Raw genomic sequence first — 18,209 nt, 5'->3', positions numbered from 1 at the left:
TCGAGCCCAGCATCACCGGGCTGGTCAAGCGCTGCATCACCGGCGTGACCGAGCACGACGTGACCGGGCTGATCGAGCCCAGCATCACCGGGCTGGTCAAGCGCTGCATCACCGGCGTGACCGAGCACGGCGAGACCGGACTGACCGAGCCCAGCATCACCGGGCTGGTCAAGCGCTGCATCACCGGCGTGACCGAGCACGGCGAGACCGGGGTGATCGAGCGCGGCATCACCGGGGTGACCGGGGTGACCGGGCACGGCGGGACCGGGCTGACCGGGCGCCGCTTGACCGGGGTGACCTGGCGTGGAGTGACCGGGGTGACCGAGGGCGGCGCGGAGTTCGTCGATCGACGGGCCGATCTCGACGACGCGAGCGCCGGTGAAGCGCGCCGAGTAGTCGTAGCCGTTGCGTTGACTGGCGAACATGACGATCTCGGCGTCAGTCGGGAACGCCTGCGATTCGGTGGTGATGCAGGCGGCGACCGTCAGCGTGATGGCCGCCGCCGCCCCCGACGTGACGTACGCCGCCTCGTTGTGCGTCAGCTCGGCCAGCCGCTCACTTACTCGCAGATTCAGCTCGGGCAGATCGACGAACTGCGCCGCCGCGTCGTTCATCGCCTTGATCACCGGCGGCGGCATCAGCGAACCACCAAGAACAGTAACCGTAGCGTTGGCGTTCACCACCGGCCGTACGCCAAGCAACACCTTCGCCACCGACGCCGAGGTAGACGCCCCCGACTGCTCCGGCATAGACGGCTGCTCCGGCACGACCGACTGCTCCGGCACGATCGATTGCTCTGACCTGCTCGGCCGCTCGACCGTGCTCGGCTGCTCCGGCACGGTCGATTGCTCCGGCATGGTCGATTGCTCCGGCCTGATCGGCTGCTCCGACGTTGTCGGCTGCTCTGGCGTGGTCGGCTGCTCCGGCATGACCGACTGCTCCGGCGCGATCGATTGCTCTGACGTGCTCGGCCGCTCCAGCGTGGTCGGCTGCTCCGGCGTGCTCGATTGCTCCGGCCTGACCGACTGCTCCGACGTGGTCAGCCGCTCCAGCGTGGTCGGCTGCTCCGGCATAAGCGGCTGCTCCGGCATGAGCGGCTGTTCTGGTGTGGGTGGCTGTTGGGGGTGGGGTTGTGGGTTTGTCATGCGACGAACTTTGACATCGGTGGTACGCCGGATCGGTTGGCCAGCCAGGTGTCCAGGGAGTCGTTGTCGGTGCCGTCGAGATGCGTGACGTTGTACACCTCCGGGTCCGGCAACGCCGACAGCAGCGGGCCGCACCAGTCGGTGTCATCCGTGGCGAGCAGCGTCCGGGCGGTGATTGTGGGCGCATGCCGGACCGGGTCGAAGTACGACAACGTGGTCGCGAGCGCGTCTTCGGACGAACCTGCGCGGAGGTGATCGTTGAGTTCCTCCAGCGGATACAGGCAGGACTTCAGCCGTGCCTCCATCGCTCGGTAGAACAGCAGATCCGTCACGCGTACCGAGCTGAACCCAGGCCGCCGCGCCGCGGTCAGTACTGCCAGGTCGTCCCCACTGACCGCGACCCGCTCGGGATCGACCTCCGACAATCCGCGCACGAACTCCGCGGCTCGTAGACAATCCGACGCGATCCCGCGATAGATGTACGTCGCCGGATCGTCAATGTCCATTGTCAACAATCCTGGATACTTGGCCGCGAACCCTTCGTCCGCCAGCCGCTGCCCGCGGTGCATCAGACTCAGGACCACGTACCTGCTGCGATCGTTCGGGTGCGGGATGTTGTTGACACTTCCGTACCGCGGGGTGATCAGGAGTCCCGGGAACGGACCATCGCCGGTTGGAATGCTGAGGTTCCCGTACACGCGGTACGGGCCGGTGCTGGTGAGCCGCAAGCTGTAGAACGTCGCCTCGTCGGTCGACCGCGCCGGTACCCGATCCAGCACCGGCCGGCCCGGGATCGCCGCGAGTTCCTGATCCACCGCGGCCCAATAGGTCTCGAAGTCCATCAGTTCACCTTCTCGGGGGTGAGGTGCTCGGCGAAGAAGTCCTCGACGACTCTCATCACCTCGGGCAGGCCGGCGTGGTGGGCGCAGTGCGGGTACGTGCGCAGGGTCTTCTCGCAGGTCAGCGCTCGATGCAGGGCGAAGCCGGTCTCCGGTGGGCAGACGTCGTCTTCCATGCCGACGTACAGCAAGGTCGGCGCTTGTACCTTTGGCGCGAAGTTCAGCCCGTCGTAGTACGCAACCGTCTCGCGGACCCGGTCCACGTCCTTCGGGTGAATCCGCAGGTACTCGTTGATCTCTTCGTACGGGTACGACCGAGTGAGCGTCGGCGCGGTCATGATGCCGCACAGGTACGGCGCGCCGGCCGCGACGCAGCGGATCGCGCCGGGCATGAGCGCGGCGGTGGAGATGCCGAGCCCACCGCCTTGACTCGATCCCTGCAAGCCGATCCGCTGATTGTCGACATCTGGACGATCCAGCAGTACTTCGACCGCACGGACCACGTCGAGGTAGAAGCCGCGGTAGCCGTAGGTGTTCGGGTCGACGATGTTGTGCGTGAGGAGTCCGGGATAGCCCGGGTTGAAGACGCTGTTCGATCGCAGTTTGCCGCGCGGCGCGACGGCCAGCGCGGCGTACCCGAGCTCGGACCACTCCTTCGGGATCGTCGGCTCGGAGATGTAGCCGGGGATCGTGACGAGTGCCGGGTACGGTCCGGGGCGGTTGCGCGGAGTCGTGTACCAGCCGGCGATCCGCAGACCGCCGTAGCTGGTGTATTGCAGATCGTAGACAATCACGGTCTCGGTCGAGAGGGCCGGCATCTCGGTCAGCACCGGGTCCAGCGGATACGAAGCGCAATCCGCCAGCCCCGCGGCCCAGAACTCATCGAAATCAACCGGTCGCTCCACCTCGACAACAAAATTCTCAATATCCCTCAAGAGCATTCCTTCCAGTCGAATGAAGTCTCACCGCAACCTCCAGGACGCGGGGGTTGCCGGTCGGATGCAGGTGTTCTGCATGTACGGGTTTGTGGGGCTGGTGTTGATTCATTGGAGGGCTGCGCCGGTGGTGGGGTCGAAGAGGTGCAGGCGGTGGGGGTTGAAGCCGACGTAGACGGTGCTGTCGTGGCCGAGGCGGAAGGGGGTGGGGACTCGCGCGCGGATGAGTTCGCCTTCGATGCGGACGGTGACGAGTACATCGGGACCGAGGGGTTCGGCGACGAAGACCTTGCCGGGGTGGTGACCGTCGACCGGCGTGGTGGACAGGGTGATGTATTCCGGACGGACGCCGAGCACCACCTGACCAGACGATCCCCTTGGGACAGGCCCAGGGAGAGCTTGAGTCAGGGCCGGGGAGCGGAAGAAAGAGGTGCTGGATTCTTGAGTCAGGTCTCCGGTGAGGAAGTTCATCGGGGGTGAGCCCATGAAGGAGGCTACGAAGCGGTTGGCGGGATGCTCGTAGATTTCTTCGGGGGTTGCGCACTGCTGGATCACGCCGTCGCGCATGACGGCGATGCGGTCGGACATCGTCATTGCCTCGACCTGGTCGTGGGTCACGTAGATGAAAGTGCGCGCCACGTCGACATGCAGACGCTTGATCTCGGCGCGCATCAGGACGCGGAGCTGAGCGTCCAGGTTCGACAGCGGTTCGTCCAGCAGGTACGCGCCGGCGTCGCGGACGATCGCCCGGCCGAGGGCGACCCGTTGGCGCTGGCCGCCGGACAGTTCGCGGGGTTTGCGGTCCAGCAGGTCCTCGATGTCCAGGGTTCGCGCCGCCTGCCGGACCTGCTCCTCGATTGTTGCCTTCGGCACCCGCATCATCTTGAGCGCGAAGCCGATGTTCTGCCGGACCGTCTTGTGCGGGTAGAGCGCGTAGCTCTGGAACACCATCGACACGTCCCGCTTGTTCGCCGGCAGCCAGCTGACCGGTTTGCCGTCGAAGAAGATGTTCCCGGCGCTGGCCCGTTCCAGCCCGCAGATCATCCGTAGGGTTGTCGACTTTCCACAACCCGATGGGCCGACCAGGGTCAGGAACTCGCGGTCCTCGACGGTCAGGTCGAGATTGTCGACAACAGTCTTGCCGCCGAACGTCTTGCTGACACCTTCCAAACGCACTTCAGCCATCGCCTCAGCCCTTCACTGATCCGGCCGCCATGCCCTGCACCAGCTTGCGCTGGAAGAGCAGGGCAAGTACCAGGGGTGGGACCACCGCGAGCACACCGGCCGCGGCCATCACCGTGAACTGGGTGTTGAAGTCGGTGGCGAAATTGGCCGCCACCACCGGAATCGTCTTCGCCGCCTTCGAACTGGTCAGGAACAACGCGAACATGAACTCGTTCCACGCGGTCATGAACGCGAACACCGCCGCCGCCACCAATCCCGGCGCGGCCACCGGCAGAAAGACCGTCCACATCGTCCGGAACCAGCCGCACCGATCCACCCGGGCGGCTTCCTCCAATTCACGCGGCACCGACCGGAAGAAGTCCTTCAGAATCCAGATCGTGATCGGCAACGCGAACGTCGTGTACGAAAGGATCAGCGCCAGGTACGTGTCCAGCAACCCGAAGGAACGCATCAGCAAATAGAACGGAATGATGATCGCGATCCCCGGCACCATCCGGGTCAGCAGGTACAGCACGAGCAGTACCTGACTCCCCCGGAACTTCAGCCGGGAGAACGAGTACGCCGCGAACGTCGCCAGCACCAGGTTCAGTACGGCGGTCGACGTCGCCACGATCAGGCTGTTGCGCAACGAGTACGGCGTCTCCGAAACCGCCCGCCCACCGACCAGCTGTTGCGCGTCGTCAGGGCGTACGAACCCGAGGTAGTTCTCCAAGGTCGGATGCACCGGAATCCAATGCGGCGGCACCGAGATCGCATCCACCTCGTGCATGAAACTCATCGCGACAATCCAGTAGAACGGCAGCACCAGGTACAACCCGAATGCGACCGCCAGCACGTACAGCGCGATCTTCTTCCACGGAATCCGGTACCGGAGCGGAATCTTCACGACGGTGCTCATGCCTCGAAGTTTCCTTTCCGGTAGAGGAGCCCGATATAGCCGACCGAGATCAGCAAGGTGATCGCGGTGATCACCCAGGCGTACGCGCTGCCGAGACCGAAATCGGTGAAAGTCAGGACGGTTTGTACGTCGAGCAGCGCGATCGTGGTCGTCGCGTCACCGGGACCGCCCCCGGTGAGTACGTAGATCGTGTCGAAGGCGCGGAACGCGTTCATCGTCTCCAGGATCAGCACGATCAGCAGCGGATGCAGCAGCCACGGCACGGTGACCTGAGTGAAGCGCCGCCAGGCACCGGCCCGGTCGACCGTCGCCGCGTCGTACAACTCTGATGGGATTGTTGACAATCCGGCGAGCAGAATGATGACCGAGAACGGCAGCGTGTTCCACACCTGCGCCAGCGCGGTGAACAGGAACGCGCCCGTCCCGGACGTCAGCCAAGCGTGATAGCTGTCGATCACGCCGAGTTGCTGCAGCAGACCGTTCAGCGCACCGGTCTTCGCGTCGAAGATCGTCCGCCACATCAGCCCGTTCACTACCCCGGGCATTGCCCAAGGCAACAATGCGAGGCTGAGCAGCAACCCACGCCCACGGAACCGTTCGTTCAGCACCAGCGCCAGGATCAGCGCGAGTACGACGGTCAGCCCGAGCACGACGAGTACGAACAGCGCCGACACCTTCAACGCGGACAGGAACGCGTGGTCGCTGAGCAATGCCTTGTAGTTGTCGAACCCGATGAACCGCTTGGCCCGCGGGCGTTTCAGGTTGTGCTTCTGCAGACTGACATAGAAGGAGTACCCGATCGGATACGCCACCAGCAGGGCGATCACCACCATCGCCGGCGCGTTCAGCGCCCAGGCCTTGGCGTTGTCGCCCAGCGGGCGGCGTTCGGTGAAGGCGACCATGCTCAGGAGTACTTCTTCTTCAACGTACCGGCGGTCTGCGCGAGCGAGTCGACCGCCGCGGACGGCTGCGTCTGGTTGCTCAGCACCCCTTGCACGACCTTGTGCATCTCGGTCTCAAATTCGGTATACCAGGGCACCCCGAGCACGTTCCGCGGTTTCGCGATCTCGGCCAGGTGCGCGTACACGGCCGGATCGGCGAACTTCTTCAGTGCCGCGACGATCTCCGGATCGGTCGCCATCGCCTTGTACGCGAACCCGAGTCCGCGCTGCAGGAACCAGAACCGCGCGGTGTAGGGCTTGTTGTCCGCGCCGAGCCCGCCCAAGTACGTCAGCAGTTTGACCGCGTTGTCCTTGACCTCGGTGTCCTTCGCCAGGGCGTACAACCGGGTGTTGCTGATCGTGCCGTGTTCCTTGCCGTCCAGGCTCGGCATCAGCGCCATCTTCATCTTCCCGGCCGCCTTCGACTTGGCCGGATCGTTGTAGTCGCGCAGCGCGTACCGGGCGCCGATCGTGAAGGCATACCGGTTCGCCTTCATCGCATTGTCGACAGGTACTGGGAGCAACTGCAGCGATGCCGGGTCGATCACCTTGGTGGTGTTCGCGGCATGCTGCAACCAGGTCAACACGTCCTTGGTCACGTGATCGCTGGTGTTCATGATCGGCGCCTGCTGATCGTCGAACATGTTGCCGCCACTTCCGTATACCAAAGCCCAGACCCAGGCCCACCAGGTGTCGGACAGTTGCGCCGGCAGGCCGATCGGGTACTGCAGGAGGCCGGCGTTCTTGATCTTGACGGCCTGTGCTTCGAGCTCGTCCAAGCTGGCCGGCGGTTTGCTGATCCCGGCCTTGGAGAGGATTTCGGCGTTGTAAATAAGGCAGTTCGAGTCGGTGTAGTACGGCAGGCCGTAGCGCTTGCCGCCGTACATCATCGCCTCGGCGTTGCCCGGGTAGATCGCGTCGTACACCGCGTCGACGCCCGGCAGGCCGTCGAGTGGTTGCAGGTAGTCGCCTTCGACCCAGGCGGCGAGCGAGTCGTCGTACACATAGAGCGCGTCCGGGCCGCCGCCACCGGTGAACTCGGCAACGACCTTCTGGACGTACTGCGCACTCGTGATCGGGGTGTAGTCGACCTTGATGTTGCTGGTTTTGGTGAAGTTGTCGAGGTTCTGCTGGACCAGCGCGGCTTCGTAGTCCCAGCCTTCGAACTTCACACTGCCGTCGCTGCTACCACCGCCTCCGGACTTGCCGTTCGAGCAAGCCGACAGCAAGGCGGGGGTGGTCAGGCCGAGGCCGGCTAACTTGAGGATGTTCCGGCGGGTGAGCTCCATGGTTGTGCCTCCAACGCTTGGGCGATGCGTAGTCGGTACAGGCGCGACGGGCGGCCCTTCGGATGGGCCTGGGCAGTACCTTCGGCACTGACCAAACCGCCCGCGTCGAGAGTGCGGATCAGGCGGCGGCCGCTCTGATCCGTGATGCCGAGATGACCGGCAAGCTCTCCAGGCGAGAGCGTGCGGCCTTGCAGTTCCTGGTCCAGCGCAGCCAGCCGGGAAACGGTGGTCGCGCTCAGACCGACGTACTTCGCCAGCTGTTCGATCTCGTCGCCGTGCTCGCGGTACGAGAACCGCAGCGCCTCGCCGGCCGGACCCATCGGTCCGATCACGACACCGCTGTCCTCGAACAGGTACGCGCAGGGTTCGTCGGACAACTCGGCCCGCGCCGCGGCCTGCTCGGCGAGCAGCACACAGTTGCGCGCGGACACGCCGACCCCGAACCCGGCCGAGATCTGCACCCCGAGCGCCGCGGCGGCCTCGGCCAGTGCGGGTACGCCGACCCAGTTCCGGGTGATGCGCTCGAACAACGCCTTGTGCGCAAACACCACCACCCCACGACGCCCACGGTTCTCGACCCAGGCGCCGGCGAACTCCGGGGTGTTGAGCAGATGGTTCATCAGTCCGATCCGGGCGCGTTCCTCGTCGGTGGACTGCGAAATCAGGAAGACCCCGGCCGCGAACCGTTGCGCGCTGGCCCGGTCCGACTCGATCCGCAACGCGAGCTCGTGCAGTTCGGTCCGGATCGTGGCCGGTACGGGCATGCCGCTGATGATCGGTACCTGGCCGGCGAGCTGCTCGCGGACCGCGGCGCGGACGCTGACCACGAAACTGCGCTCGCCGAACCGCCGGTACGCATCCCGGTGGAACTCCGCGATCTCGTCGACGGTCTGGGTCGGTGCGTACGGCAAGCAAGCGACCTGGTCCTGGTCAAGGTCCAGCGCGGTCGCCACCGCCTCGACCGCATCGGCCGCGAAGGTGTCGATGCTGACCGGCGTACGCACCCAACCGCGCTCCTGGGCGCGATAGAGCGCGAGCGTCAGGTCAAGCGCCGACGAGCGGATCACGCCCACCGGCAGCCCGGGCGGAAGTAGTTCGCGACTGGCCGTGTACGGCACCGGGCCGGCCAGAAACCCGTCGAGCCGGGTCGTACTCAGGAACTCGGCGACCCGATCGCGGATCTCGTCCTCGTGGTCGTAACTGACCCACGCGAGATCCACGCCTCGCAAAGTCCGCGCCGCGTCGTGGAACAACTCGTGATGAGCCGCGTGGGTGACGACCCCGATCACGATGTCCACAAACCCTCCTTCACGAACCAGGTTCGGAAGTGACGCGTAAATCCAATGCCGACAAAGGTCCCCCGAACCAACCCACCAGGTCAAGGGATCAGCCGAGATTCGCTCGCCCAGACCCAGGACCATTTGAGCGGTGAACCTCCCCCCTTACCCGTTCACCACCGGCATACCGCTGGCGAAGGGGCGCCCCGGGACGTTAACCCCTCAGATGGCACCGGCTGGTGCTGTTTGGATGGGTGGATGGGTGATGGGCTGATTGTGTTGTGTGGGCGGGCGTTTGCTGGGAAGAGCACGGTGGGGCGGGTGCTGGCGGGGAGGTTGGGGGCTCGGGTGGTGAGTCTGGACGAGATCAATGAGCGCCGTGGGCTTTGGGGTGGGGACGGGATTCCGGTGGCGGAGTGGGTGCGGACGCATGAGGTGGCGTCCGCGGAGGTGCGGGGGCTGTTGGCGGAGGGTGTGGGGGTGATTGTCGACGACACGAGCTCGCCGCGGTTTCTGCGGGACGGGTGGCGTGCGTTGGCCGTGGCGGCGGGGGTTGCGCTGGTCAGGTGCGCAGGGTGGGGCGGATGACGTGGGATGGGTGACGTGGCGTGGGTGACGTGGCGTGGCTGCATCAGGGGTGAAGGGTGGGGTGGTAGGTGAGTTCTTGGATGTTGTGGTCGAGGGTTTGGGTGTTGATCAGTTCCAGGTCGTAGTCGGCGGCGTTCGCGAAGATGGGGTCGGTGCCGGTTTGGCCGGTGATGACCGGGAAGATGGTTACCTGGATGCGGTCTACCAGGCCGGCGGACATCAGGGCCCGGTTCAGGGTCAGGCTGCCGTGGGAGCGGAGGGGAACGTCGGATTCCTGCTTCAGGCGAGTGACCACCTCCACCGCGTCACCTGGTTCCAGCGTGGCGTTCGGCCAGGTCAAGGGGGCTGACAGGGTGCTGGAGATGACCGTGAGCGGCATCGTCATCATCCGGGTGTTGATCGGGTCCGTGAACGGCGAGTCCGCGGGCGTTGGGCCGAGGATTTCGACGAACTGGCGGTACGTGTTGGCGCCCAGGACCAGGCGCTGGTCCGCGGCCAGGACGGCCTCGCGGCGGGCGAGGAATTCGGGGCCTTGTTTGCTCCAGTAGCCGCCCCAGTCGCCGGGCGCATCGTACGAGCCGAAGCCGTCCAGGGTGCAGAAGATGTCGAAGGTGTACAGCGCGGTCATGATGACCTCCTTGAAGTCCGGTTACCAGTCCAACGAACAACCGGCGCCGGAACCGACAAGGAGGTCAGCCGCCGGAGACGCCGATTTCTGCGTCGGCCAAGTCGGCGGTGAGGCCGTCGGTGTCGTCCAGCCAGCCCTGCGGCAGGACGATGTGGTCACGCGGACTCCCCTGCCGGCCGCGCGGAGCGCCCAGCTCGGCGACCGGGAACGGCACCGTCGGGTCCAGCTCCGCGAGCAGCTCGTCCAGCCGGGCCAGGCTGTCGACCATGCCCAGCGCGGCGCGGAGCTCGCCGCCCGCCGGGAACCCCTTCAGGTACCACGGCACGTGCTTCCGGAAGTCGCGCAACCCGCGCTGCTCCCCCATCAGGTCCGCCAGCAGCTCACCGTGGCGCCGCATCACGACCGCGACCTCGCCGAGCGTCGGCAGATTCAGCGCCTCGCCGCCGCCGAACGCCACCGCGAGATCCCGGAACAACCACGGCCGGCCCAGGCATCCGCGCCCGACGATCACCCCGGCGCACCCGGTCTCCGCGACCATCCGCAGCGCGTCGCCGGCCTCCCAGATGTCCCCGTTCCCCAGCACCGGAATCGAAACCTGCGAGACGAGCGACGAGATCGCCGACCAGTCCGCCTGCCCGGAGTACGCCTGCGCCGCCGTCCGCCCGTGCAGCCCGATCGCCGCCGCGCCGGATTCTTCCGCGATCCGCCCGGCGTCGAGGTACGTCTGATGCGAAAGGTCGATCCCGATCCGCGTCTTCATCGTCACCGGGATCCCGTACGGCTCTGCCGCCCGCACCGCCGAGCGGAGGATCGCGCCGAGCAGATTCCGCTTCCAGGGCAGCGCGGCGCCACCGCCCTTGCGCGTCACCTTCGGCACCGGGCAGCCGAAGTTCAGGTCGATGTGCGCGACCCCGTACGCATCGCAGAGGATCTCGACGGCCCGCCCGATGTACACCGGGTCCACGCCGTACAGCTGCACCGACCGTACGGTCTCGCGCTCGTCGAAGGTCAGCATGTCCAGCGACTTCTGATCACCTTCGACGATCCCGCGCGAGGTGATCATCTCGCACACGTACAGCCCGGCGCCCTGCTCGGCGCACAGCCGCCGGTACGCGGCGTTGGTGATGCCGGCCATCGGCGCCAGCACCACCGGTGTGTCGATCGTCAGATTGCCAAGCTTGAGCACGGCTACGCCTTCTTCACCGTGACTTGGCCGTTGCCGGTGACCTGGGCGCGGTACTCCTGCACGGCGTTGTCGGTCGTCGTCACGTTGCACCCGATCGGCAGACCGGAGTGCACGACGATGCCGACATCCTCCATCTCGCATGCCACCTTCGCGGCGCCCGGCGCGGCCCGGAGCACGGCGTCGACCACCTTCGCCCGGACGATCGCCACCTCCTCGGACGTGAACTTGTACGACGCGGAGTACTGCTTCGAGTCGACCGTCAACGTGCCGGTGAAGGGCTTTCCGGCGTACGTGACCGTGCAATCGAGCTTGTGCTGACCGGCGGTCTCGACCTTGTCGATGCCCGGGCATTTCACCGTGGTCTTCGCCGCGCGACCGGCCGCGATCTGGGTCTGCTTGGCGATCGCGAACGTGATCCGCTCTGCCAGCGGTGCATCGTCGGCCGGCGCACCGGTGACCTTCGGCGTCGGCCAGGGCGTACTCGGTGTGGGCATCGCGGTCAGTACGGGTGTCGACGCGGACGGGATCGGCGTACTCGACGACTGTCCTGGGCCGGATGAGCTCGGGCCCGAAGAGCTCGCACCGGTCGACGGCGACGCGTCCGGCTTGCTGTCCGAGCAGGACGACAAACCGAACACCGCGACTGCCGACACCGCGAAAACGCCCAGCCCGAAGCGCACTCGATCCCCCGTCAGCTTCATCGTCAGCAACCCACCAGGTGCTGGGCGAGGTAGCCGGTGACCTCGGTCAGCGCGACCCGCTCCTGCTTCATCGAGTCACGTTCCCGGATCGTCACCGCCTGGTCCTCCAGGGTGTCGAAGTCGACGGTGATGCAGTACGGCGTACCGATCTCGTCCTGGCGACGGTACCGGCGGCCGATCGCACCGGCGTCGTCGAAGTCGACGTTCCAGTTCTGCCGCAGCTCGGCGGCCAGGTCGCGGGCCTTCGGCGACAGGTCGGCGTTCCGGGACAGCGGCAGCACAGCCGCCTTCACCGGTGCGAGCCGCGGGTCGAAACGCAGCACGGTGCGCTTGTCGACACCGCCCTTCGCGTTCGGCGCCTCGTCCTCGGTGTACGCGTCCAGCAGGAAGGCGAGCACGTTCCGGGTCAGGCCGGCCGCGGGCTCGATCACGTACGGGGTCCAGCGCTCGCCCTTCTCCTGGTCGAAGTACGACAGGTCGGTGCCGGAGTGCTTCGAGTGCGTGTTCAGGTCGAAGTCGGTGCGGTTCGCGATGCCTTCGAGCTCGTCGAACTCCTTGCCACCGAAGTTGAACTTGTACTCGATGTCGACGGTGCGCTTCGAGTAGTGGCTGAGCTTTTCCTTCGGGTGCTCGTAGAACCGCATGTTGTCCGGGTTCAGTCCGAGGCCGGTGTACCAGTCCCAGCGCGCCTTCAGCCAGTACTCGTGCCAGTCCTCGTCCGAACCCGGGGCGACGAAGAACTCCATCTCCATCTGCTCGAACTCGCGGGTCCGGAAGATGAAGTTGCCGGGGGTGATCTCGTTCCGGAAGCTCTTGCCGACCTGGGCGATACCGAACGGCGGCTTCTTCCGGGCGGTGCCCATCACGTTCGCGAAGTTGACGAAGATGCCCTGCGCGGTCTCCGGCCGGAGGTAGTGCAGGCCCTCCTCGGACTCGACCGGGCCGAGGTACGTCTTCAGCAGGCCGTTGAACATCCGCGGCTCGGTGAACGTGCCCTTGTTACCGCAGTTCGGGCAGGCGAGCTCGGCCAGCTTGACGTCGTCGACGTCCTTGTTCTTCCGGCGGGCGTAGTCCTCGCGCAGGTGGTCGTCGCGGAACCGCTTGTGGCAGGACTGGCACTCGGTCAGCGGGTCGACGAACTCGGCCAGGTGCCCGGACGCCTCCCAGACCTGGGTCGGCAGGATCACCGACGAGTCCAGCCCGACCACGTCGTCGCGGCCGGTCACCATCGAGCGCCACCACTGGGTCCGGACGTTGTTCTTCAGCTCGACGCCGAGCGGCCCGTAGTCCCAGGCCGACTTGGTGCCGCCGTAGATCTCGCCGCACGGGTACACGAAGCCCCTCCGCTTGCTGAGGCTGACGACGGCATCGACGGTTTCCACGGGCACTTTTGGACTCCAGAACAGGCACAGACGAATCAACGGAAGAGACCAGGCTATCGGTCCCCGGCGCGCACTATCGAATCCGTGCTACATCAGCAAATCTTCGTACGCCGTCGGCTCGTCGATCGCCTCCGACAGCAGCGGGACGGCGGCGAGCTTCACGTCGTACGGCGACAGCGCCCGCCGGTAACTCCCGACGTTCTCGAATTCCAGCGTCAGCGCCAGCAGCTCCGGGTCGTCCACGTTCCGCCCGGTGTGGGCCGAAACGAACCCCTTCTGCCGGGCGAGCACGTCGACGGCTGCCTGCAACCGCTCTCCGAACCCGGCCTGCTCGGACTCCCCGACCCGGAACCTGATCACCACGAACACGGAGAACACTGTAGGACCTGGAACAATGGGGACATGAGTTCCCCCAGTGGTCAGTCGGTGAGTGGGTTGCGGCAGCGGGTTACGAAGGTCAGCTACCCGTACGTGGCGAAGCTGCACGCCGCGCCGAAGTTGACGTTGCCGGGGATCACCTTGGTGCTGGCGCTGGCCGGAGTGTTCGCTCCGGTGGTGGTCGGGGTGCCGGCGTTGGTGTTGCTGGCGTTGCTGCTGGGGTGGCTGGCGTTCCTGTCCTGGCCGGCGGTGACGACCGGGCCGCGGTTCCTGCGGTTGTTCTCGATTCTGGTGATCCTGCTGTTCGCGGTGTCCCGCATCGCCAACGGCTGAGTCACAAGCCGCTGCACCGGCGGCCGAGCGGGCGGCCGTGAGTCACGGGCGGCCGAGGCTGTCGTACGCGGCCTCGACCGCGGCCTCGCGGAGTTCGGCGACCGGTTCGTGGTCGATCATCACCGCGCAGTCGGACAGGCCGCCCAACGCGACCATGCAGCGGACCACGTCGGACAGCGACGGATTGCTGCCGACGAGCAGCTCGCCCAGCGCGCCGCGCCACTCGATGAAGCGGTCGGCGAGGTTCAGTTCCTGCAGCACCGACAGGTCGCGGATCGCCAGCCGGATCACCGTGCGGTGCCGGTAGCCGAGGTCGAAGTACGAGCCCAACAGTTCGCGCGGCGGGATCGGCGCGGCGGCGCGAAGCTCGGCCGCGTACGCCTCGAAGTCCTTCACCATCGGCTCGACCAGGCTGTTCAGCAGGTCCTCGCGGGACGCGAAGTGGTAGTACAGCGCCGGTTTGGTGACGCCGAGACGTTCCGCGATGTCGCGCAGGCTGGTCTGCCGCACGCCGCGCTCGGCGAACAGGTCCAGCGCGGTCTGCTGAATCCGCGCCCGGGTGTCACCGGTCCGTTGTCTCGGCATACCGGCAAGATTATCTGACCTTCCGTTAAGTAAGTCGTTGACAACGCCCGGCCGTTTACTTACCTTCCGTTAAGTAAGCAAACGTCGGGAGGTTGTCATGAAGGTCCTGATCTCGGGTGCGAGCGTGGCCGGTCCGGTACTGGCGCACTGGCTGCACCGGTACGGTTTCGAGCCGACGATCGTCGAACGCACGCCCGCGCTCCGGCACGGTCTCGGCGGGCACGCGGTGGACCTGTTCAGCTCGGCCGCCGAGGTCACCCGCCGGATGGGCTGCTGGGACCCGATCGACGCGGCTCGCACCCGGCTGGACTCGCTGACGATCGAGCGGTTCGGCAAGCGGCCGGTCCACGTCGACCTCGGCCGGATGTACTCGGGCCTGTCCAGCAGCCACGTCGAAATCCTCCGCGGCGAGCTCACCCGCATCCTGTACGACACCACCCGCGACACCACCGAGTACTTGTTCGGCGACTCGATCGCGACCATGTCCGACGACGGCACCGGCGTCGACGTCACGTTCGACTCGGGTACGGAGCGCCGGTTCGACCTGGTGATCGGCGCCGACGGGCTGCACTCGAACGTCCGCCGCCTCGCCTTCGGACCGGAGGCACCGCTGCTCCGCCCACTCGGCGGGTACCTGGCTGTCTTCTCGATGCCGGACCTCTTCGACCTGGGCAACCGGACGCTCGCGCACCTGTCGGTGGGCAAGCTCGTCGGCATCTACGGCGTACGCCAAACCGGACTGACCCGCGCGGGCTTCCTGTTCCGCGCGCCGGAGCTGCAGTACGACTACCGCGACAAGAACGAGCAGAAAGCCCTACTGGCCAAGGAGTTCGGCAGCTATGGCTGGAAGGTACCGCAGCTGCTGCAGCACCTGGAGGCGGCCGAAGACTTCTACTTCGACTCGATCTCCCAGATCACTCTGGACACGTGGCATCGAGGACGGATCGGCCTGGTCGGTGACGCCGGCTACTGCCCCGGTCCGGCAGTCGGTGGCGGTACTAGCCTCGCAGTCGTATCGGCGTACGTCCTGGCCGGCGAACTCGCAGCAGCACGCAGCGACTTGCAATCCGGCCTACGGAACTACGAGCGGATCATCCGGCCACTTGCGGACCTGAGCCGACGCGTCAGCCCAAAGGTGATGAGCACAATCATCCCCGGCGGGCCACTGGCGCTCCGACTGATGCCACACGCGGCCGCAGTGCTTCCGAAGCTGCCGACCGCAGTACAACGACTGATCTGGTCCCAGAATGCAGTAGGTAAGGCGATCAGCTCGGTCCCACTCCCTGACTACAGCGACCCGACCAGACAGCCGGTCTAGCACCAAGCCGGACTAGTGCAGCTCCTCCAGGCCTAGTGCAGTCAGCCGGTCACGCAGCCACGCCAGCTCCTTGGTGATCCGTTTCGCCAAGGACTGCTGGCTCTTGGGCGCTCGCGGCCACACGTACACCTCGGACTCCAGGTGGTGCGTGAGCGGATGACCTCCACCAACCAGTCTGGTCAGGCAGTCGTTGAGTACGCCGGTTGTCGTACTCAGCGGTGCCGGCGGTGCCGCATGCGCTGCCAGATGTGCATGCATCCGCCAGGCAGCGTGTCCGGACAACTGCCACGACTCATCGATGTCATCAACACCAGGACCACCCCACTCGCGTACTTGGCGCAGGTACTTCGCCGTACCGAGCTGACCGAGCATGTACCGAGCAGACGCATCAGCGGGGTCCACCAGCGTCGGTGCGACTGACAGCTGCCCTTTCACCACATCCACTCCGGCCTGCCACAGCAGCTCGAACGCCTCGTCCGGTTCCTCGAACTGCACTGCCAGATGGCAGGCATCCAGTCCTAGACCGATCCGCGACGCGCCACTGTCCGGACTGGAGTACCGGTCGAGCCATGCGGCTGCTTGGCCGACCATCTCGAGTACACAGCCTGGTTCGGTCTCCACCGCAAGCCGGATCGTCCGTCCGGTACGGCTCTCGGTACGCGCCAGATGCTGTTCGACCCGGTCGAAGGCCTCCCGTGCGGTGCGGCTGCGTGTCCTCGACCAGGGCATCCGCCACGCCAACGGCACAGTGGAGATCGATCCGTACGACACATCTGTTGGTAGCAGGTCCGCCAGTACGTCGATCAGGTCGAGCGTGTAGCGCAGGCGCTCCGGGTCGGTCCAGTCCGGGCAGTACAGCTTCGTACCGACGACCTTCTCGGTGTAGTGCGTGTGGGGCGTGCCGTTCAGCGTCACCACCTCCAACCGGTTGCGGTGCAGCGCCCGGCGGAGCTTGCTGAGTGACGACGGCGAGTTGGCCAGCCGATCGGCCAGTCGGCTCGGGAACCACAGTCCGACGCCGAGCACCGGTACGCGCAGTGCTTTGCGGACCGCACCGGCGCAGTTGTCCAGGCCGTCGATCAGCTCGTCGAGCTCGGCGGCCGGATGCGCGGTCGTGCAGTAGCCCAGATGGACGGTCGAGCCGTCCCGATGACGAAACCTCATCAGTGCTCCTCACCCCGTGTAGCCACCGAAAGTGATCGCGAGCGAACTTTCCGTGACCTAGCAGCACTGTAGAAGCCGGAGCGCCGCCGGGGAAGGGCTGATTTTCACCGTCTCTACTCGGAAGCGGCCACCAGATTGCGGGAGCGATCCGCGACCGCCATCGCGGCCAGCGCCGTAGTGAGCGGGACAGCAGCGATGATGCCGAGGCTGCCGACCAGACCGCGAACCACCTCCATCGCGACCAGCTCGGTGGAGATCACGGTCTGCGCCGGGAGGTCCTGGATGGCGAAGACCAGCAACACCGGCAAGGACGCGCCCGCGTACGCGAGGACGAGCGTGTTCACCACCGAGGCAACGTGGGTCCGGCCGATGCGCAACCCCGCGCCGAGCAGCTCACGGCGCTTTGCCGCCGGATTCGCCGCCGAGAGCTCCCAGACCGCCGCGGCCTGGGTGACCGTGACGTCGTCGAGCACGCCCAACGCACCGATCACCATGCCGGCCACCAGCAGCCCGGTCAGGTCGATGTGCGGCGCGAACTGTTTGGCCCCGGACGCACCCTCGGAGGCCAGCCCGCTGAGCTGGCAGAACTTGGTGAAGAACCACCCGAGCACCACGGTCAGCCCGAGCGCGGCGATCGTGCCGGACAGCGCGATCGAACTCTCCGCGTTGATCCCGTGGGTCAGGAACAGCGCTATCGCCATGATCACCGACCCACCGACGACCGCGACCACGAGCGGATTCGACCCCTTCAGGATCGCCGGCAGGATGAACTCGGTCAGCATCACCGCGGTCACCGCCAGTGCGATCAGCGCCGCGAACCCACGCCAGCGCGACAGCGCCACCACCGCGACCGCGAAGATCGCCGCCAGGATCAGCAGCGGTTTGCTCCGGTCGTGGTCGACGTACTGGTACCGGTCCGCGATCGTTTGCGCATCGCTCTGGACGCCCAGCATCAAGGTCTGCCCGACCTTGACCGGGATCGGCGACTGACCGGCTTTCGGCACCTGGATCGGCGCGGTCTTGCCTTTGTCCGGGCCGGAGGTCAGCTTGACCGTCGCCTCGTCGCACTGATCCTTCGCGTCCGGGCAGGCCTTCAGCACGGTCACCTCGCCGCGCGCGGTCTGGGTCTGGTACGAGCTGACCTTCACGCCGCCGCCCGGCCACATCACGATCATCATCACCACGGCCGCGGTCAGCAGCGGGATCAGCACGGCCGCGACCACGATCCGGACCCGGCGGGCCACCACCGCGTCCGAATCCACGACGGAGGTGTCGACGACGTGATCGCCGTGCCCGTGCCCATGCCCGTGTCCATGCCCATGTCCATGGCCCGACGGAATATCGAGCTTGCGGAAACGGTTGCCACGGGAGGCGGCACGCCGCCTCCCGACGTTGCGGCTGCCCATCGGTGAACTCCCTGTTTTGACAATCAGTTCC

Annotated in this window: 19 protein-coding genes; 3 read left to right on the top strand and 16 right to left on the bottom strand. The window is 66.3% G+C overall.

The features are described 5' to 3' along the window. The 8 genes from ABD260_RS19785 to ABD260_RS19750 all read right to left on the bottom strand — a co-directional run. A partial coding sequence (locus tag ABD260_RS19785; RefSeq protein WP_425553358.1) for a hypothetical protein occupies positions 1 to 1,073 on the bottom strand: 1,073 nt, incomplete at its 3' end. A 68-nt stretch (positions 1,074 to 1,141) separates the two neighbouring features. Then, positions 1,142 to 1,987 (bottom strand): acetylxylan esterase, encoded by an 846-nt coding sequence (locus ABD260_RS19780; RefSeq protein WP_344235080.1) that lies wholly within the window; start codon positions 1,985 to 1,987, stop codon positions 1,142 to 1,144. Continuing rightward, a complete protein-coding gene (locus ABD260_RS19775; protein WP_344235079.1) occupies positions 1,987 to 2,925 on the bottom strand; it encodes an acetylxylan esterase in 939 nt (312 codons plus the stop codon). The genes ABD260_RS19780 and ABD260_RS19775 overlap by 1 nt, the downstream gene beginning before the upstream one ends. A gap of 102 nt (positions 2,926 to 3,027) precedes the next feature. After that, positions 3,028 to 4,104, bottom strand: coding sequence for an ABC transporter ATP-binding protein (locus ABD260_RS19770; protein WP_344235078.1), 1,077 nt, complete (start codon positions 4,102 to 4,104; stop codon positions 3,028 to 3,030). A 4-nt stretch (positions 4,105 to 4,108) separates the two neighbouring features. Then, on the bottom strand, positions 4,109 to 5,002 hold the full coding sequence (locus tag ABD260_RS19765; RefSeq protein ID WP_344235077.1) for a carbohydrate ABC transporter permease: 894 nt from the start codon (positions 5,000 to 5,002) through the stop codon (positions 4,109 to 4,111). Then, entirely contained in the window at positions 4,999 to 5,904 is a 906-nt protein-coding gene (locus ABD260_RS19760; protein WP_344235076.1) for a carbohydrate ABC transporter permease, read from the bottom strand. Before ABD260_RS19760 ends, ABD260_RS19765 begins: the two co-directional genes overlap by 4 nt. Before the next feature lie 2 nt (positions 5,905 to 5,906). Continuing rightward, on the bottom strand, positions 5,907 to 7,232 hold the full coding sequence (locus ABD260_RS19755) for an ABC transporter substrate-binding protein (RefSeq protein ID WP_344235075.1): 1,326 nt from the start codon (positions 7,230 to 7,232) through the stop codon (positions 5,907 to 5,909). Further along, positions 7,199 to 8,530 carry a hypothetical protein gene (locus ABD260_RS19750; RefSeq protein WP_344235074.1) on the bottom strand — a complete coding sequence of 444 codons (1,332 nt, stop codon included), beginning with the start codon at positions 8,528 to 8,530 and terminating at the stop codon, positions 7,199 to 7,201. The genes ABD260_RS19755 and ABD260_RS19750 overlap by 34 nt, the downstream gene beginning before the upstream one ends. Positions 8,531 to 8,575: 45 nt before the next feature. Here ABD260_RS19750 and ABD260_RS19745 point away from each other — a divergent pair, with 45 nt between their 5' ends. After that, a complete protein-coding gene (locus tag ABD260_RS19745) occupies positions 8,576 to 9,097 on the top strand; it encodes a P-loop nucleotide/nucleoside kinase family protein (protein WP_344235073.1) in 522 nt (173 codons plus the stop codon). A gap of 43 nt (positions 9,098 to 9,140) precedes the next feature. Here the strand turns inward: ABD260_RS19745 and ABD260_RS19740 are convergent, their stop codons facing one another. The 5 genes from ABD260_RS19740 to ABD260_RS19720 all read right to left on the bottom strand — a co-directional run bounded on the left by ABD260_RS19740 (position 9,141) and on the right by ABD260_RS19720 (position 13,363). Continuing rightward, positions 9,141 to 9,725 (bottom strand): dihydrofolate reductase family protein, encoded by a 585-nt coding sequence (locus ABD260_RS19740; RefSeq protein WP_344235072.1) that lies wholly within the window; start codon positions 9,723 to 9,725, stop codon positions 9,141 to 9,143. Positions 9,726 to 9,789: 64 nt separating this feature from the next. Next, positions 9,790 to 10,911: a tRNA dihydrouridine synthase DusB gene (gene dusB / locus ABD260_RS19735; RefSeq protein ID WP_344235071.1), complete on the bottom strand. Its 1,122-nt coding sequence runs from the start codon at positions 10,909 to 10,911 to the stop codon at positions 9,790 to 9,792. A 2-nt stretch (positions 10,912 to 10,913) separates the two neighbouring features. After that, positions 10,914 to 11,612, bottom strand: a complete 699-nt coding sequence (locus ABD260_RS19730; protein WP_344235070.1) for a hypothetical protein — start codon at positions 11,610 to 11,612, stop codon at positions 10,914 to 10,916. Between the two features lie 2 nt (positions 11,613 to 11,614). Further along, positions 11,615 to 13,000 carry a glycine--tRNA ligase gene (locus ABD260_RS19725; RefSeq protein ID WP_344235069.1) on the bottom strand — a complete coding sequence of 462 codons (1,386 nt, stop codon included), beginning with the start codon at positions 12,998 to 13,000 and terminating at the stop codon, positions 11,615 to 11,617. An 81-nt stretch (positions 13,001 to 13,081) separates the two neighbouring features. After that, positions 13,082 to 13,363: an antibiotic biosynthesis monooxygenase family protein gene (locus ABD260_RS19720; RefSeq protein ID WP_344235068.1), complete on the bottom strand. Its 282-nt coding sequence runs from the start codon at positions 13,361 to 13,363 to the stop codon at positions 13,082 to 13,084. Between the two features lie 33 nt (positions 13,364 to 13,396). Here ABD260_RS19720 and ABD260_RS19715 point away from each other — a divergent pair, with 33 nt between their 5' ends. Continuing rightward, positions 13,397 to 13,705, top strand: a complete 309-nt coding sequence (locus tag ABD260_RS19715; RefSeq protein ID WP_344235067.1) for a DUF6703 family protein — start codon at positions 13,397 to 13,399, stop codon at positions 13,703 to 13,705. A 42-nt stretch (positions 13,706 to 13,747) separates the two neighbouring features. On the opposite strand, the gene ABD260_RS19710 is transcribed toward ABD260_RS19715, so the two are convergent. Then, entirely contained in the window at positions 13,748 to 14,290 is a 543-nt protein-coding gene (locus tag ABD260_RS19710; RefSeq protein ID WP_344235066.1) for a TetR/AcrR family transcriptional regulator, read from the bottom strand. A gap of 97 nt (positions 14,291 to 14,387) precedes the next feature. On the opposite strand from ABD260_RS19710, the gene ABD260_RS19705 reads away from it, so the two are divergent. Beyond that, a complete protein-coding gene (locus tag ABD260_RS19705; RefSeq protein ID WP_344235065.1) occupies positions 14,388 to 15,608 on the top strand; it encodes an FAD-dependent monooxygenase in 1,221 nt (406 codons plus the stop codon). A 12-nt stretch (positions 15,609 to 15,620) separates the two neighbouring features. Here the strand turns inward: ABD260_RS19705 and eboE are convergent, their stop codons facing one another. Continuing rightward, positions 15,621 to 16,772: a metabolite traffic protein EboE gene (gene eboE, locus ABD260_RS19700; protein WP_344235064.1), complete on the bottom strand. Its 1,152-nt coding sequence runs from the start codon at positions 16,770 to 16,772 to the stop codon at positions 15,621 to 15,623. A 113-nt stretch (positions 16,773 to 16,885) separates the two neighbouring features. After that, positions 16,886 to 18,178, bottom strand: a complete 1,293-nt coding sequence (locus ABD260_RS19695; RefSeq protein WP_344235063.1) for a YibE/F family protein — start codon at positions 18,176 to 18,178, stop codon at positions 16,886 to 16,888. Positions 18,179 to 18,209: the final 31 nt, after the last annotated feature.

This window comes from Kribbella hippodromi (assembly GCF_039531045.1).
Lineage (GTDB): Bacteria > Actinomycetota > Actinomycetes > Propionibacteriales > Kribbellaceae > Kribbella > Kribbella hippodromi.
The sequence above is the reverse complement of the archived record's forward strand: the minus strand, read 5'-3'. Positions and strand labels throughout refer to the sequence as shown.

Excerpts from the sequence above, each read along its gene's own strand:
- ABD260_RS19760 (WP_344235076.1), bottom strand. The coding sequence starts at position 5,904 with ATGGTCGCCTTCACCGAACGCCGCCCGCTGGGCGACAACGCCAAGGCC.
- ABD260_RS19745 (WP_344235073.1), top strand. The coding sequence starts at position 8,576 with ATGCCGACAAAGGTCCCCCGAACCAACCCACCAGGTCAAGGGATCAGC.
- ABD260_RS19695 (WP_344235063.1), bottom strand. The coding sequence starts at position 18,178 with ATGGGCAGCCGCAACGTCGGGAGGCGGCGTGCCGCCTCCCGTGGCAAC.
- ABD260_RS19740 (WP_344235072.1), bottom strand. The coding sequence starts at position 9,725 with ATGACCGCGCTGTACACCTTCGACATCTTCTGCACCCTGGACGGCTTC.
- ABD260_RS19765 (WP_344235077.1), bottom strand. The coding sequence starts at position 5,002 with ATGAGCACCGTCGTGAAGATTCCGCTCCGGTACCGGATTCCGTGGAAG.
- ABD260_RS19705 (WP_344235065.1), top strand. The coding sequence starts at position 14,388 with ATGAAGGTCCTGATCTCGGGTGCGAGCGTGGCCGGTCCGGTACTGGCG.
- ABD260_RS19775 (WP_344235079.1), bottom strand. The coding sequence starts at position 2,925 with ATGCTCTTGAGGGATATTGAGAATTTTGTTGTCGAGGTGGAGCGACCG.
- eboE (WP_344235064.1), bottom strand. The coding sequence starts at position 16,772 with ATGAGGTTTCGTCATCGGGACGGCTCGACCGTCCATCTGGGCTACTGC.
- ABD260_RS19755 (WP_344235075.1), bottom strand. The coding sequence starts at position 7,232 with ATGGAGCTCACCCGCCGGAACATCCTCAAGTTAGCCGGCCTCGGCCTG.
- ABD260_RS19770 (WP_344235078.1), bottom strand. The coding sequence starts at position 4,104 with ATGGCTGAAGTGCGTTTGGAAGGTGTCAGCAAGACGTTCGGCGGCAAG.
- ABD260_RS19710 (WP_344235066.1), bottom strand. The coding sequence starts at position 14,290 with ATGCCGAGACAACGGACCGGTGACACCCGGGCGCGGATTCAGCAGACC.
- ABD260_RS19780 (WP_344235080.1), bottom strand. The coding sequence starts at position 1,987 with ATGGACTTCGAGACCTATTGGGCCGCGGTGGATCAGGAACTCGCGGCG.
- ABD260_RS19715 (WP_344235067.1), top strand. The coding sequence starts at position 13,397 with ATGAGTTCCCCCAGTGGTCAGTCGGTGAGTGGGTTGCGGCAGCGGGTT.
- ABD260_RS19730 (WP_344235070.1), bottom strand. The coding sequence starts at position 11,612 with ATGAAGCTGACGGGGGATCGAGTGCGCTTCGGGCTGGGCGTTTTCGCG.